Here is a 14867-nt window from a genome sequence, read left to right as displayed (position 1 = left end):
CCTTGGTTGGCACAAAGCCAGCAGACGAACCTGCTAGATGAGAGCTGTTCGCCTGCTGGATTTGTGCCAACCAAGGTGGGTCAATTTTAAATGATGATGCCGGATCAATTTTGAACGCTCATTGACAAGGTGCACAACAAACCAAAATCTCTTGTTGAGATACGACGTATTCTTGAACGCTGTGTGAGGAAGCCCTTGGGCAAAGCGAAGCTGGCGTCAGTTACCCGACAGGATATCTCCAAGCTGCATCGTTCTATGCGCAGAACCCCGCGACAAGCAAACCATGTGCTGGCGATCATCTCCAAGGCGTTCAATCTGGCTGAGGTTTGGGGCCTGAGACCTGAACACAGCAATCCGGTGCGGTTGGTAAAGCGTTACAAGGAGAACGAGCGCGACCGGTTCTTATCTGGTGATGAGTTGCAGCGACTTGGTAAGTCGCTGGAGCTTGCTGAGAAAGAGGGGCTCCCGTGGATCATCAAGGCTAAGCCAGAGAACCGCAAGCACTTGCGCCACGATATTGAAAAGCGCCGGACACCTGTGAACCCCATGGCGCTCTACTGCCTCAAACTGCTGCTTTACACAGGTGCGCGGCTGATGGAGATCGCTTCTCTTGAATGGAAGCACGTAGACTTTGAAGAAGGGGCAATTGCCTTGCCTTCTAAGAAAGGTGATGGTCGCAAGCCTCACCCGGTCAGTGGGAATGTGCTCGACATCCTCTCCGATATACCGCGCTTGGATGGCTCTCCTTATGTGCTTGCTCGCATCAACGATCCCACACGGCACATTACAAAGGAGCTGGTTGAGAATGCATGGCAGCGTGTGCGCCATCATGCAGATATTCCAGATGTGCGCATCCACGATCTACGCCACACAGTGGGCACTTTTGCCGCGCAATCAGGCAGTAACGCTTTTCTCATCAGTCACCTTCTACGCCACCGCAACGTGACCATCACTAACCGCTATGTAAACCACGATGCGCATCCGATACGGGTGTTGTCAGAGACAGTTGGGGAGCGTATTGAGGCGGGGTTGAAGGGAGGAGGGAATTGCTGAGATTGCTAGTCTGCAAAAAGTAATGCCGCTCTGAAATAGCTCAATAAGTTAAATCCATTGGTTGTGAATGTGTGCATATTGAAACTATAAGGAGATATTGAATAAAATATTGATGATGCGTGGATCTTAAAGCATGTCTGCAAGGCCTTTTTTCAATAAATCAATTTCTGATCTGGAAGACACGTTTGCAAACAATCGTGGTGACGCAGATATCCTTAATCTGCTGCTAGATGAGTTAGAGCATCGTAAAACTGGTCGTGCGTTGAGTTTGAAAGAAAATGTGCTTCAGGCGCAGGATGGCGCAGCTACTCTGCAGCAAAACGATAGCCTCATTGAAACTCCAACCATCAATAAACATTCCAACCAAGCTTGGGAAGTTGCAGACGTCGTAGAACAAGCGAACCAGGGAAAAAGCTTTACCGCAAGAAAGCAATCTCCGAGCGTGTCTGAAGTCGCTGAAGATCCACAGAATATTCTCAGTGCATGGACAGCGTTAGAAGTTCTCTCCCCCCAAGGCTATCGACGAGAAGAAGATCTTGTTGGGGGAGATAAAAGCCGCATCGCCCGATTTGATAAGCGAGAGTTACCTTGGGTTGCTGGAGAAAAATCAAGACCAAACAAAAGGCTCTACTACGAGCTTTTTTTAGGAGCAGTTGAGCTGGCTCCTGGTGTGGAAGCGCTCCTCAAATGTTATGCAGATAAACGCCCAGATAAGCCGAGCATGCGTGGGCAAAATGCAATTGCTACCGTCCTTCTTGACAAAGATGGACGACCGGTTGACGAGGAAAACTCAATTGGTGTTTCGAGTTTTGCTTGGGGTATGCCAATTGCTCTTAGTGGCGACCTGGAAAAGCTGGCAGCTTGGCCCGTAGCAGAGAAGCAGATTATAGCTTTCTTGCGGAAACGATTGCTTCAGCGAGACGACGAGGGCGAGTTAATTCCTCTCAGTAAGCAGTCCATCAACGATGTTTTTGACGAGTTAACAAGTCGCTTAGGCTTGGTGGGCCATAAGATCAAAGAGCCGTCTTTTGCCATAAGGACTTACGAATTTTATGGTAGCAAAACTCCGCCAGAAAGCACATTGCTTAACTCCTTCTTTCTTGGCGATCTCGCGAAAGCGCGAAACTTAGCTTCTGCTGGTCAGTTACCTCACGCCCTAAAACACTATTTGAAAGCTGAGCATGTAGATGATCGAAAGGATCTGTTAGAAGACACAGATGCACTTCAAGAGCTTTTGCAACCGGCACTGACCCCAACAGGTCGATGGGCAAGCAGAGGGCGCTTTCCCTTGGCCCTGCTTCAACAAGCTGCGGTCAATGCGTCAAGCAAGCAACAACTCATGACTGGCATTTTGGGAGTAAATGGGCCTCCAGGTACTGGAAAAACAACTCTTCTCAGGGATGTCGTTGCTGCGCGCATTATTGAGCGGGCTGAGGTCATGTGCAGCTTTTCTGATCCTGAAAGTGCATTCAAGCCGACAAACGTAAAGTTGCAAAGAAACGGTGCAAAGGTATCACTTCATGAATTAGATGCACGCCTTAAAGGGTTTGAGATGGTTGTCGCCTCATCAAACAATAAGGCCGTAGAGAATGTAAGTGCCGAGTTGCCCTCGCTGAATGCGGTAGCGGATGATGCTCCTGAACTGAGGTACTTTAAGACGATCTCTGATAGTATCCTTGAAACTGAGACGTGGGGCGTAATTTCAGCCGTTCTCGGGAATAAGTCCAACAGATATAACTTTTCGCAGAGATTTTGGCGTGACCCGGAAACTGGGCTATCTACCTACCTTAATCATGCATCTGGCGTTCCTCAAATCATTAACGAAGAACAAGAGGATGGAAGTGTCCGTAGGCGCTATCGAAAGATTATAAACCTAGAGCAAGCTCCAAACAACTCGCGAGAAGCAAAAGCTCGATGGGGGCAGGCAAGGTCAAGGTTCAAAGAAGCGTTTGACACATTTAGGCAACTTCAAGACGAGCTCCAAAAAGTTCATGTGCAGGTTAGCCAATTAGAAAAAGCGACCAGATGGCTTGAGGAGAATACCCCGAAGATTTCAAGGATAAAGTCTGATTTTGAAGAGCTAGGGAAGCGTTACACTGAGATTGATGCGCGGCGAGAGAAAGCTCGAGAGCTAGTTATGGCTTCTGACGAAGAAAAGCAGGATCTTTATGAGCGGCGACCTAGCTTTTTTGCCAGACTTTTTCGAACGCAATCTTTTCGCGACTGGGCGCCTCATTTTGATAAAGCTTGCTCCTGGCTAGAGGATTGTGAACGTGAGCTAGCGGCAATCAAAAAGGAGGCAGAACGTTATTTTGACGTCCTGACAGAAAAGAAGCTACGTCTTGAAGACGCTGAGAAAAAGCTTGAAGAAGTACGGGCTGCAGAATTGAGATTGAAGCAAACCGTGAAGGCTGCGCGAGAACGGTGTGCTGCTATTGTTCCTGATGAACAGTTTTTCTCAACGCCCCATGAGCAACTCCAGACGTCGAGTGTTTGGTTCGATAAACTTGGAAGCCGCATGCGTGATGAGATCTTCGAGGCGGCTGTATCGGTCCACCGAACATTTATTGATTGCTGCGCTGATCGGCTCAAACAGAATCTCGCGATCTTTATACAAAACTTTGGTACCCGCAGCTTAGGCTCACCTGCGAAGGATGCGCTGCTTCCAGATCTCTGGGCATCTTTCTTTCTTGTTGTCCCTGTGGTCTCAACAACATTTGCTTCTATTGACCGTATGTTTACGCGTCTAGGTACTGAGAGCTTAGGTTGGTTGCTCATTGATGAAGCAGGGCAGGCCGTGCCGCAAGCTGCTGTAGGTGCGCTCATGAGATCACAGCAGGCAGTGGTGGTAGGAGACCCTCTTCAAATCGAACCAGTAGTGACACTCCCAAATAGTCTGACAGAAGAGATTTGTGCTTACTTTGCTATCGATCCATTGAAATTCAATGCGCCAGAGGCTTCCGTACAAACTCTCGCTGACACCGCAAGCGTCTATGGTGCACGCTTTCCATCAGGAAGTGGCTATCGTGATGTAGGTGCCCCGTTGTTGGTGCACCGCAGATGCAGTAGCCCGATGTTCGAAATTTCAAATGAAATCGCTTATTCGAACTTGATGGTCCAAGCGAAGGCTGGCAAGCCATCTGAGACGGTTTTAGGTCGTTCTTCATGGATAGATGTCAGAGGTACGGCAACTCAAGATAAGTGGTGTGTTGAAGAGGCTAAAGTGCTGATTGAAATGCTCTCTAAACTGCGAGCGTCAGGAAGAAGTGCTGATATCTATGTTGTAACGCCATTCGTAATCGTACAAGACAACCTTCGCAGAGAAATTCTGAATAGTGGTGTTTTGCAAGATTGGGTGGAGAAGCCAAATTCATGGGTCTATGAGCACGTAGGCACTGTCCACACTGTACAAGGTCGTGAAGCCGAGATTGTCTTCTTTGTGCTGGGAGCACAAGCACAATCGCAAAACGGAGCCCGAGCATGGGCAGGCGGCAAACCCAATCTCGTCAATGTAGCTGTGACAAGAGCTAAGGGATTTCTATACGTGATCGGAAATCGAAGCCTTTGGAAGAATGCAGGAGTGTTTGCTACTTTGGACAGACATTTGCCCTAGTGTTTCTTGCTTCGTTATTAAACATTGGCATGTTTTCTCACGGACCAATGGATAGTGTAACGGAAGCGCCTTCTGTGGGACGTTAGTCAAGTGTTGTTACGATTGTTTGTGTTGTTGATTTTGCATTGGTTGCTCACAAAGCAAACGATGCGATCTCTCGTAGGTGTTTAACAGACCTCTTGATGACGTTTGCTCGTCACTGATGAAGAGCAGGTAATGCAATGAGAATGTTCAAGAATTTATTGTCTCATCCCAAATCTGGTTTATGCTCAGAAGTTGCTTCTACTGCGCTAACAACGATTGATTTTGACTTTATTACTTTCGACCTTGAAACAGCAAATGCATCGCCAAGCAGCATTTGTCAGATCGGCATTGCCACAGTGAAAGATGGGGTGGTGGTGAATGTTTTGTCAGAGCTGATTAATCCTGAAGAGACATTTGATTGGGGTAACATCAGTATACATGGCATTGATGAAGACCTTGTAGAAGGAGCTATGCTGTTTCCTGATTTGGTTCGCAAGTATGGTCCGTTGTTTCAGAACAACATTGCGATTAGCCACAGCGCCTTTGATAGAAATGCTATGGTAGAAGCATCAGCAAAGTATGATGTAAAAAACCCGCTTTCTGAATGGATAGATAGTACAAGGGTCGTGCGGCGAACTTGGCCAGATAGGTTTGGAAAACGAGGGTATGGTTTAAGCAACTTAGCGATGGAATTTGATTTTTCTTTCAAACATCACGATGCCGGAGAAGACGCGAAATGCACAGCATGGGTCATGCTAAAGGCGCTTGAGCAAAGCGGGCTAAGCGTAAACGAATGGAAAGATGCGTCTCGTCAAGTTAGGCGACGCCCTTCAAAGTCAATTCGTGTTGAGCCCAATCCTGAAGGTTCACATAGCGATCATATTATTGTCTTTACGGGAAAACTTGAGATTAGCCGACAAGAAGCAGCTAGCATTGCCGCTAATGTGGGTATGACTGTTGCTTCAGGAGTAACGAAAAAGACCACGCTCGTCGTTGTCGGGGAACAAGATCTCAGCCGGCTTGCTGACCATGAGAAGAGCAGTAAGCACCGAAAAGCAGAAGAATGTATTGCTCGCGGTCAAAAACTTGAGATTATTGGCGAGAAAGCCTTCCTCAATTTGGTTAGTTGAGTTGGCGCTTTCTTCATAAATGGCTGACCACATATGTGGCTAACTTTGATGGAAGGCAATTGTACTGTGGGCTAATAGGTAAAGCCAACACCGAGTTGCTGGTCTGGGTGGATAGTGCCTGCAGCTCCATACAGAACGTGAACTTCATAAAGATCAATGGGCTTATCTCTCAGGTTCATCTCCAAAAACCGAAAGGCAAATCGATGGCCGCCATTGTGCGTTTGGCAAAAAGCTGGGCCAAAGTATAGAGCCCAGCTTATCATGTGTTTGCCTATCAGAAACAGGACATGGGTTTACTCATCCGCTGTGTAGGACTGATACCAGCCATCACAAAGATCAGGTTTGCCAATCTCATCTACAATATGCACTGGCTAATTCGGCCAGAACGAACGGCGGTGATTTAGCGATAAAGGCTGAACGATGGTTATGTGCCGTACATTCTCATAGAAGTTTGTTATAGAAGAAATCTTCAGTCTCTATTTCCCGCTCAAAGCTCTTCAATAAGAGAGCTAATAGTGGTGTTTTGATTTCCTAGTATTCCATTTTTAGTTTTTGCTCAGATGTGGTTACCGAAGCGATTAGAATACAAAGAGCCCCGAACGAAATGATTGCAAAAGCAAACCAGTAATAGTTTGAGTTAGGGAAAGCACTTATTATTAAGCCGAGCATGAGGCCAAATATAGTTCGTTGTATATAAGTTAGTGTACTGATGACACCTAAATAACTTCCGAAAATCGATGTATCTATCACACTCATGACGTAAGTATTGTAGGCTACTCGAATAGCAGAACCGGTAGCGCCCATAACGCCATACATTACTAAGATTGTCACCAATTGAGGGTTCAGGCAGATTGTCAAAAGCGATCCTGAATAGACAAGAAGGCAAATTTTGATAATAGGTAATGCGGAGGTGTCAGAAACAAACCTCCCAATAAAGAAACCTCCCAAGCCTGCGCCTATGCCGAAAGATATGGAGAGTTGTGCTAAGGCTGCAATTTCTAGATTAAGTACATTGTTGAAATAGACTGGATGAATGATGTTTAGCATCATTACGCAGACGAAGGTAATGTTACCGCCAATGCCGAGTAAAATTAGATCTATCCGACTAAATATAACGCGATAGACATCTTTAGAAATTTTTGCTCGGCCGGGTCTCTTTTTCTGTGTGTATGGAATTAAACGGAGTAAAATCGCAGCAATTACCAGCAAGCCACCATTTATCATAAGGGCAAGTTGGAAATCCCTTTCATTTACTAAATAAATCATTAGAAGGCCGACGACGAAAGTCGCGGCCTGCATCTCAGCCTGCATCCAACCATTCACTTTGCCGCGTTCTGTATCGTTGAAAATTTCTTGTATGAATGCGCTTAATGCATTGTAAAAAAACAGGAAAAATATTTGAGAGCAGAAATAGAAAATGCTTAAACTGATGACCTTGAATACTTGGCTACCATAAGCGATGGCAGCTAACTGTAAAACGACTGCCATGATAACAACACACAATATTAGCGAATAGCGTCGTGATATGCTGTCGACTAAACGTCCGGCGATAGGGGAAACAAATATTAATACTGCGGTAGACCAGGTAGCCGTAAAAGCTAAGAATTTTGCACCACCGCTGGTTTGAGCAAGTTCCCAAGGCACAATTGTGAGTGAGATTCCCATCGCAATCGATGCTATGAAATTTGCAAAAAATAATATTAGAAGCTTCATCTTATCTCCGCTTTAGTCGCCTTTTTGTAATTCTGATTCGGAGAATATCAGGATATCTTACTTTGAGTTAGTTATAAATTTTTATGCATTAATCATCTTTGTGAAGAATAATTGCTTAAATATCAAGTAAAAAAGCAAATTCTAAAATTAGAAAATTTAATCTAAGTACTTTTGTGTTTGACGTGTGTTTAGTCAATAAGTACATTTCCTTAGTAACTCACGCTTTAATTAGGAGATATGAGCATGGTTATTTTGAGAAAGACTACTAAGCGTACAGGTAAGAATAGTGTTCGCGGAAACAAGCAGCTCCGCGTGCGTGGTGAGAAGTAAACATAGTTTCTTGTTTACTTATGGAATACGGCCGAGGGGAAACTCTCGGCTTTAATCTTTTCTTCCTGGGGGCGGATATGTTCTACCAGTCGGCTAACTCATTTGCATATGATGGCCAAGCCAAGATGCTGTTCGCAGGCACTCGATACGGCAAAATTTTGATACTAAATGAGCAACTTGATGTTCAAGGTGAGTTTGCAGCTCACGATGGAATGATCGACGGAATTTCCATTTGTCCTGCGCGTAAACTAATCGCTGCAATAGGTGGTGGCCGTGAGATCTTTCTCGGATCTTATGATGATCAAAATTCCATCAGTCAGATTTTTCGGAAAAACATCCGCCTCGAAGGCATTGATGATGTCGAACCTATTCACTCGACATCTCAAGCCGTTGATCTTCACCCGACTGAAGCGAAATTGATCACTCGGACGGGTAACTCTTCCATTGTTGAGTTGGATTTTCAGGGTAACGTTTTAAGTTCTGGTCGAGCTTCTTTCTATGACATCATAACAACTAAGTATTCTTCATGTGGTAGTTATGCTCTTTTCGGAACCAATAATGGCTGCATTGGCGTTTATGCCAATGGTCATGTTGAGACATTTGTTTCTCCTCACAAGATCGTTGAAACTTTTCATTGGTTTGAGGAGGTTGGTCCAGATGAGTTTATTGCAGCGTGTGATCAGCGGTTTCTAGTCAGAGTTGTTGTTCGTAAGACTGATACTTTCGCATTGGATTGTGAATTTGGAGAGCTGTTTACTAATGATGACCTTGAACATGTTACGAGGAGCAAAAGTGGACGCTTGCTGGCATCAAGTTTTGATAGAAACGTCTATGAAATTGATCCGGCCAACCTAAATCCAATAAAAGTTGCATTTAAAGCTCCATTTAAGACGAGATGGGTGAAGTTTAGTGAGGCGGATCCCTCTATAGCTTTTGTGCAGGTTCGCGATGGATCAATCATTAAATTCAACTGTGATACTGGAGAGAGAATTTCTGAGTTTAAACAGACACCTCCAGCTGTTTGGTCGTGCTGCAATCATAATGATGATGTTATTGCATGTGGTGAGGAGGGTCTGGTCTTAAGAATTGGTTTGCAGTCTGAAGGGCCAGTGGTTGTGGGAACTGCTCAAGTCTTACAGAAGCTTTCATTGGAAGGTGGATATTTCAAACGTATTGAGATCGGAAAAAATAGTGAAGCATTACTCGGTTCAACTTGCGGTAAGGGCTATTTAATTAAAGATAATCAGAAGATTAAGTCTTTTGATTTCTCCGCAGCAGTCAGGGACATTTCTTTTAGTATTAAGACCAGTTGCTTCTATGTTGCTCTTGAAGATGGTCGTGTGCTTCAGCTCCTAAATGATAAGACTATAGAAATTTTCCGCTCATCTGAGCCGATCTGGTCGATTGCAGCTTCTCCGACTGGAGAGATATTAGCAGTTGGTGAGCGAGGAGGCTCTATATATCTACTTGATACCAACTCCCATCAAGTTGTTGAGAAGACTTTAGGTAAGCTGCCTAAGAGGATGAAGTGGTTAAGCCCTGATGTATTGCTTGTAACGCATAGATCGGCAATAGATAAAGTATATAGAGACGACGGTGTATGGTATCACGATGTTCAGTTCGTGGATTCTGAGACAAATACTGTAGAAGATTTTGTTGTATTTGGTTCTTACGTTATTTTTATTAACTACGCAAATAGGATATATTTAGGAGATATTGTTAGTGGGGATGTGCTGGACTCCTGTTATTACGGTGCCGAGCACATGAAGGCGATTAATATTTCGAAGACAGGCGTAGTTTCAATAATGGGGCGTGGTGGGACAATAAAAAATTACATAATACATAGTGAGCAGATATTGCCTGTAGGTGAAACAAAATTAGCGTTAAGTGAGGCAGAAAACTTACAATGAAACTTTGTTTAATTAATGGAAGTCATAGAGAAAAGTCTCAAAGCAGTAGAATAACAGATTATCTGTCTAATATGCCTGCTGTACTAAATGCTTTTGGTGAAGTTGATAGAATTGAACTTTGTTCTGCTGACATCGAGATATGGAATGAAGGAGTGTGGGACGGACATTCTTCTTGGGATGGATGGTTTGAAATCTCAGAGAACTTGGCATCTTCTGACGCTTTTATCATTGTTACTCCAGAATGGGGTGGGATGGTTCCACCTCGTCTAAAAAACCTACTCATGCTCGCGAGTGTAAAAGAAACTGGTCACAAGCCTGCTTTGATAGTGTCTGTTTCAGCAGGTGAAGGAGGGTTTGCTCCGATGACTGAGTTACGAGCCTTTGCCTATAAGAACAGTCACATTTGTTATCTACCTGATCATGTGATTTTGAGAAATGTAGAGAGCCTTTTTAATGGTGAGCTAAATGAGAACAATGATAGTTTAAGGGATAGACTCGACTACGGCATTCGTATGCTTGCTCAATATTCTGCTGCACTTCTTAATGTGCGAAACAGCGGGATAGTTAATGATGCAGAGTTTAAGTACGGCATGTCATAGCGTGATGGCGTGCTCATAACTATAGTTTTGCGTTATGTCGCAAAACTTCTGCAAACTTTGATCTTGGGAGGGCAAGTATATAATGCAGAAGATTGCCGAGCAATGTCCGAATATTCAATCATTTTCTGAAGATGGGATGGATGTCGACGCGACTAAACCACCTGCTGTGTGCTCTGATTTATCTCTACCTGAAGAGGTGTCGCAATCGATCAGTCATTTAGTTGGGAATGCTGGAGAGGAGATAATTGAGCGGGCTTGTCGTGGGCTGGAGGTTGGACGGTTTAATGATCGTCTTGCAAGCGGTATGCTTCTAGCTCTTTTGGGAGATCCTAGAATTAGACCAGGGCAAGTCCCCCAAATGGTTCGAGTAGAGGGCGGCCAAGTAGATCTTGGGCTACCTTATGAAGCCGTTGATGAAGTAGTTTCTGAGTTTTCTGATGTGGGCGTAATTCGCGAATGGATTGAAAAAGAATGTCCACGATATATGATACATCTATCTCCCTATAGAATCGCAACTTATCCTGTTACGAATTCAGAGTATTTAGCATTTTTACTAGATAATCCTAATTCTGAAATACCGTCGTCATGGTCATTAGGACGCTACCCTGCAGAGTTCGCTAATCATCCTGTTTTCACTGTTAGTGAAAAGACAGCAGATCACTACTGCGCGTGGTTGAGCAAAAAAACAGGGCTAACTTTTCGTCTTCCAAGTGAGCCTGAATGGGAATGTGCAGCAGGATCGAAAGTTTATCCTTGGGGAGATAAGTTCCATGTCGAGAATGCAAATACTGCCGAATCTAAAATAAATTTTACGACGCCTGTAGGGATTTACCCTCAAGGTCGCTCGTGGGTGGGATGCTTTGATATGTCCGGCAATGTCGAGGAGTATACGAGTAGTAATTATGCTCCATACCCTGGTGGGGTACATATCACTGATGACCTTAATCGGGATAGACAAGCATATAGGATCGCTCGTGGTGGCAGCTTCGCAAGATATGCAGATCTTTGTCGCGTAACACGACGCCATGGACGTTATCACTCAGATCTTTACGCTATGGGTTTCCGTGTTGCTATGGACGCATCTTGAGGAGTCGATACAATGATTGCTTATTCTATTTTTCATGTCGGACCAATTAGCGGTCTAGCCACTTTTTCTGATAAGTATATTGCGACCGCGGGTTATGACAATCAACTCATCCTGTGGTGTGCTCAGACCAACAAAGCACTTGCATGTGGTCGACATGATCATCTCGTCAATCAATGCGATTTTTCGCCTGATGGCACTCTACTGGTTAGCTCAAGCAGTGATTACACCGCTAGAGTTTGGAGTGTTCCCGATATGCGATTGATCGGTGTAATTTCTGTTCACGCTGATGATGTTTCTAAAGCTGCTTTTTCTCCGGACGGGCAGCAAATAGCAACTAGTTCATTTGATGGCACTCTTTCCGTGCATGATCTTCATGGTGTGTTCAAGAAGCGGTTGGTAGGACACACAGGATTAATCGAGAATTTTGATTGGGGCAAAGATAATCGAACGCTTCAATCATGTGGCATGGATGGAACAATCCGTACTTGGGATACTCTTACTGGGGAATGTCGTGCGGTTAGATCGATTGACGGGGTAGATATAGACACTCTAGTAACTCTGACAGATGGAACAATTCTGGCAGGGAACAGTGATGGTTCTATCGCATCCATCGATCCATATGATAATGTTACTTTTTTCGACGCCCACACAACTGCAATCAAGTTATTAATTGTTGATGATGCAGAAAGGCGTTTGGTCTCATTGGGGTATGATAATCGAGTTCATATCTGGGATCTGAATAAGGGATCATTAGAAGCAAAGATCAAAACATCAACCTTCCCAAGATGCATTTGGGCTAGATCTGCGAGTTTCCTAACTGAAAACGTGATAGCCTTTGCGACATTTGGGACGACATATGCAACCTGGGACTTAGCATCTAATGTTTGGGATACAGATCGTGTAGGACCAATCCCCGGTGTGAATGCTGTTTTTGCTGGCAGCGACGGTATTTATTCCGTCGGAGATGCCGGAGTTTTGGAAAAGAGCGGTGCGGAGATCGCTAACTTAGGCACGTTATGCAATTTTGTGGTCGAGGATAACGGGCAAATTTTTGCTGGGGGGCAAGCCGGTATCGTTTTTGATGCTCTAACAGCCACCGAGTTATATAGACATACTTCACCATTGAACTGCGCAGTAATCGTGAAATCCGCTGCGGTTACTTTTCTCGCTGTGGGCACATACTCGGGTCATGTAATCTATTTAAACGTAAAAGATCCGGCTGAGACAAAAGTAGTCAAAGTTCACTCAGGAGCTATCAAAGGAATTGCTTATCAGAACGGTATTATTGCGACAGGCACCTCGGATGGTGAGATTAAGTATACGGATGTTGATACTCTAGAAGTAACCAGCGAAATCGGAAGTGCTCATGATGGTATCGTGAATGATCTTTGTGTTTATGAAAGTGGTTTTGCGACTGTTTCTCGAGATTTAACTTTACGTCTTTGGAGAGACGGAGTTTCGTCACCTGATGTATTTAAGAGTTCTCACCGACATTCGATAAAATGTGTGGCTTCAAGCAGTCGAGGAGACTTGATCGCTTCTGGTAGTTATGGCGGGACTATTCAAGTATTTGACGTTAATAGGAAGAACTGGACTGGAAAACCTGTCAGACCGACGTTGTCAGGTATCTCATCTCTAACCTGGGATGAGGCAACTCAGGCATTTATTGCAGGCTCCTATGATGGTCGCCTCTATTCAGTACATCCTTAACTCACTAGACGGGCGGTAGTTCAAATGACAAATCTCGCAAGTGTCGTACATGACCAAGAATTGGTAGATAATGCGGATGAAATGGAAGTTCGGTCAGATGTCTTAATTGATCTCGACGGTCTTGATAGCGAACGTGTTCGTTTTATTAGTTTCAAAGGGGCAGGGTACGACGAGGAACACTTTGCCGTAATTTTTGGTGATCCAGAAGTTGCGACAAATCCTTTCGTACGGGTTCATTCAGAATGTATTACCGGCGATTTGTTTGGTTCTAAACGTTGTGATTGTGGTGCTCAGCTTGCTGAGTTTATAGAGCAAATGAAATACAATGATGGCGTTTTGATCTATCTTCGCCAAGAAGGCCGCGGAATTGGACTGTACTCAAAGCTCGAGGCATATCTTCTACAGGATGCAGGGCAAGATACATTCGAGGCGAACCGAAGTTTAGATTTTCCAGAGGATGGGAGAGATTTCCTGATCGCAGCAAAAATGCTGAAGGCGCTGAACATAAAACGGTTTTCATTGGTTACGAATAATCCTGAAAAAGTCTCCACGTTAAGTCGTGCGCAACTAGAGATCACGGAAGTAAAGCAAACCGCTACACATGTGACCACGCAAAACATAAAGTATTTGATGGCAAAACGAGATAAAGGGCACTCTCTCGATGAGCTTGAAGTAATACTTCATGCCCATTGATGGAATCCCAAAGGTTGGAAGCCCTCTAAGCTAATGGGGGCTTTCATCTTTCTAGATTATTGAGATCGCTGTGCTGTGAGCTTGTGCCAAAGTAAGCTAACCTTGACTTAATTCTTGAAGCTTCAAAACCGTTTGGAACTTATAGGTCCTTGGTTGTCTAAGAACATAGATCATGCTGTTTGCACTAACTAAGAGTGAGTTGAAGGACTTCGATCTAGATTTTGTTCCTTTAGCATAACTGAAAGATGATAGCGGCAGGCTGCATCCTGTGGATGAGCATATTCTCGATTTCCTCGCCGATTTCTCGGACTTCGAGGGCTTACATGCTAGTGCGGATCAATGACTCTCACGCGGCATAATTCAAGGAGCTGATGGAGAGCTCTCGGCAAAGCGTGGGTTACCACACTAGCAACTCCTCTTTCCGAATGCGGTTGGCGGCGGTTCGTAGACGGTTTAATGCAAGGTTTGAAGGTGTGGTCAGAAAGTACCACCACTGGTAAAAGTAAGTAGTACTTGTTTGGATATTCAGGTGTGCTGCATGTGGCTTTTTGATCATTTGCGGACGCTTGAGGCAGTAACAGCTGCAGCAAGACATCAGTTTACGATTGAACCTACCCACCTTATCTCTATGGGCGGAAAGCTGTCATTCCTTGCGGGTTCGAGTTTTCTCAAGCAGGCAGTAGAAACGGACATTCGAGTGAGCTCCAGCAACATCGTTGCTAGAGTCATCTGTTCCCTCTTTGTTCTGTTGACACTAAAACAGAACATGGTCAATCGAAGTGATCAGCCCCACTTGAGTGGTCCGGTTTGAAAGTTAGTGCATGACTGGCCTTTGGTCTACTGGAATGATTACTTCAGGAGCCGGTGGGCGGAAGTTTAGCGCACTATGGGGGCGTTTGGTATTGTAGTGTATCCTCCACCTTTCGATGATTATTTGGGCTTCACGCAACGAGTAAAAGGTCTCACCATTCAACAATTCGTCTCGCATTCGGCCGTTGAAACTTT

The 14867-nt window shown here is 44.6% G+C and carries 10 protein-coding genes; 8 read left to right on the top strand and 2 right to left on the bottom strand.

Annotated features, from left to right (window positions below):
* The first annotated feature begins 195 nt into the window (after window positions 1–195).
* The 3 genes from PsAD37_RS22210 (at window position 196) to PsAD37_RS22200 (ending at window position 5820) form a co-directional block, all read left to right on the top strand.
* The gene (locus tag PsAD37_RS22210) at window positions 196–1053 is read left to right on the top strand and encodes a site-specific integrase (RefSeq protein ID WP_208992018.1); all 858 of its coding nucleotides are present in this window, start codon (window positions 196–198) and stop codon (window positions 1051–1053) included.
* Window positions 1054–1186: 133 nt separating this feature from the next.
* The gene (locus PsAD37_RS22205) at window positions 1187–4666 is read left to right on the top strand and encodes an AAA domain-containing protein (protein WP_063297959.1); all 3480 of its coding nucleotides are present in this window, start codon (window positions 1187–1189) and stop codon (window positions 4664–4666) included.
* 221 nt (window positions 4667–4887) lie between these two features.
* Window positions 4888–5820: a BRCT domain-containing protein gene (locus PsAD37_RS22200; RefSeq protein WP_063297958.1), complete on the top strand. Its 933-nt coding sequence runs from the start codon at window positions 4888–4890 to the stop codon at window positions 5818–5820.
* Between the two features lie 531 nt (window positions 5821–6351).
* Here the strand turns inward: PsAD37_RS22200 and PsAD37_RS22190 are convergent.
* The gene (locus tag PsAD37_RS22190; protein ID WP_063297956.1) at window positions 6352–7533 is read right to left on the bottom strand and encodes an MFS transporter; all 1182 of its coding nucleotides are present in this window, start codon (window positions 7531–7533) and stop codon (window positions 6352–6354) included.
* 407 nt (window positions 7534–7940) lie between these two features.
* Between PsAD37_RS22190 and PsAD37_RS22185 the strand changes: the two genes are divergently transcribed.
* The 5 genes from PsAD37_RS22185 to ribA all read left to right on the top strand — a co-directional run bounded on the left by PsAD37_RS22185 (window position 7941) and on the right by ribA (window position 13862).
* Complete coding sequence (locus PsAD37_RS22185; RefSeq protein WP_153039845.1) at window positions 7941–9773, top strand: WD40 repeat domain-containing protein; 1833 nt, start codon at window positions 7941–7943, stop codon at window positions 9771–9773.
* Window positions 9770–10372 carry an NADPH-dependent FMN reductase gene (locus tag PsAD37_RS22180; RefSeq protein WP_063297954.1) on the top strand — a complete coding sequence of 201 codons (603 nt, stop codon included), beginning with the start codon at window positions 9770–9772 and terminating at the stop codon, window positions 10370–10372. Before PsAD37_RS22185 ends, PsAD37_RS22180 begins: the two co-directional genes overlap by 4 nt.
* Before the next feature lie 82 nt (window positions 10373–10454).
* Window positions 10455–11459 carry an SUMF1/EgtB/PvdO family nonheme iron enzyme gene (locus PsAD37_RS22175; protein ID WP_063297953.1) on the top strand — a complete coding sequence of 335 codons (1005 nt, stop codon included), beginning with the start codon at window positions 10455–10457 and terminating at the stop codon, window positions 11457–11459.
* A 12-nt stretch (window positions 11460–11471) separates the two neighbouring features.
* A complete protein-coding gene (locus PsAD37_RS22170; RefSeq protein WP_063297952.1) occupies window positions 11472–13169 on the top strand; it encodes a WD40 repeat domain-containing protein in 1698 nt (565 codons plus the stop codon).
* 24 nt (window positions 13170–13193) lie between these two features.
* The gene (ribA, locus tag PsAD37_RS22165) at window positions 13194–13862 is read left to right on the top strand and encodes a GTP cyclohydrolase II RibA (protein WP_063297951.1); all 669 of its coding nucleotides are present in this window, start codon (window positions 13194–13196) and stop codon (window positions 13860–13862) included.
* 814 nt (window positions 13863–14676) lie between these two features.
* Here ribA and PsAD37_RS22155 read toward each other — a convergent pair.
* The coding region (locus PsAD37_RS22155) for an integrase core domain-containing protein (protein WP_153039723.1) at window positions 14677–14867 on the bottom strand (191 nt) is incomplete at its 5' end.

It is taken from the genome of Pseudovibrio sp. Ad37 (assembly GCF_001623075.1).
Classification (GTDB): domain Bacteria; phylum Pseudomonadota; class Alphaproteobacteria; order Rhizobiales; family Stappiaceae; genus Pseudovibrio.
This window is presented reverse-complemented; position numbering and strand designations above follow the sequence as displayed.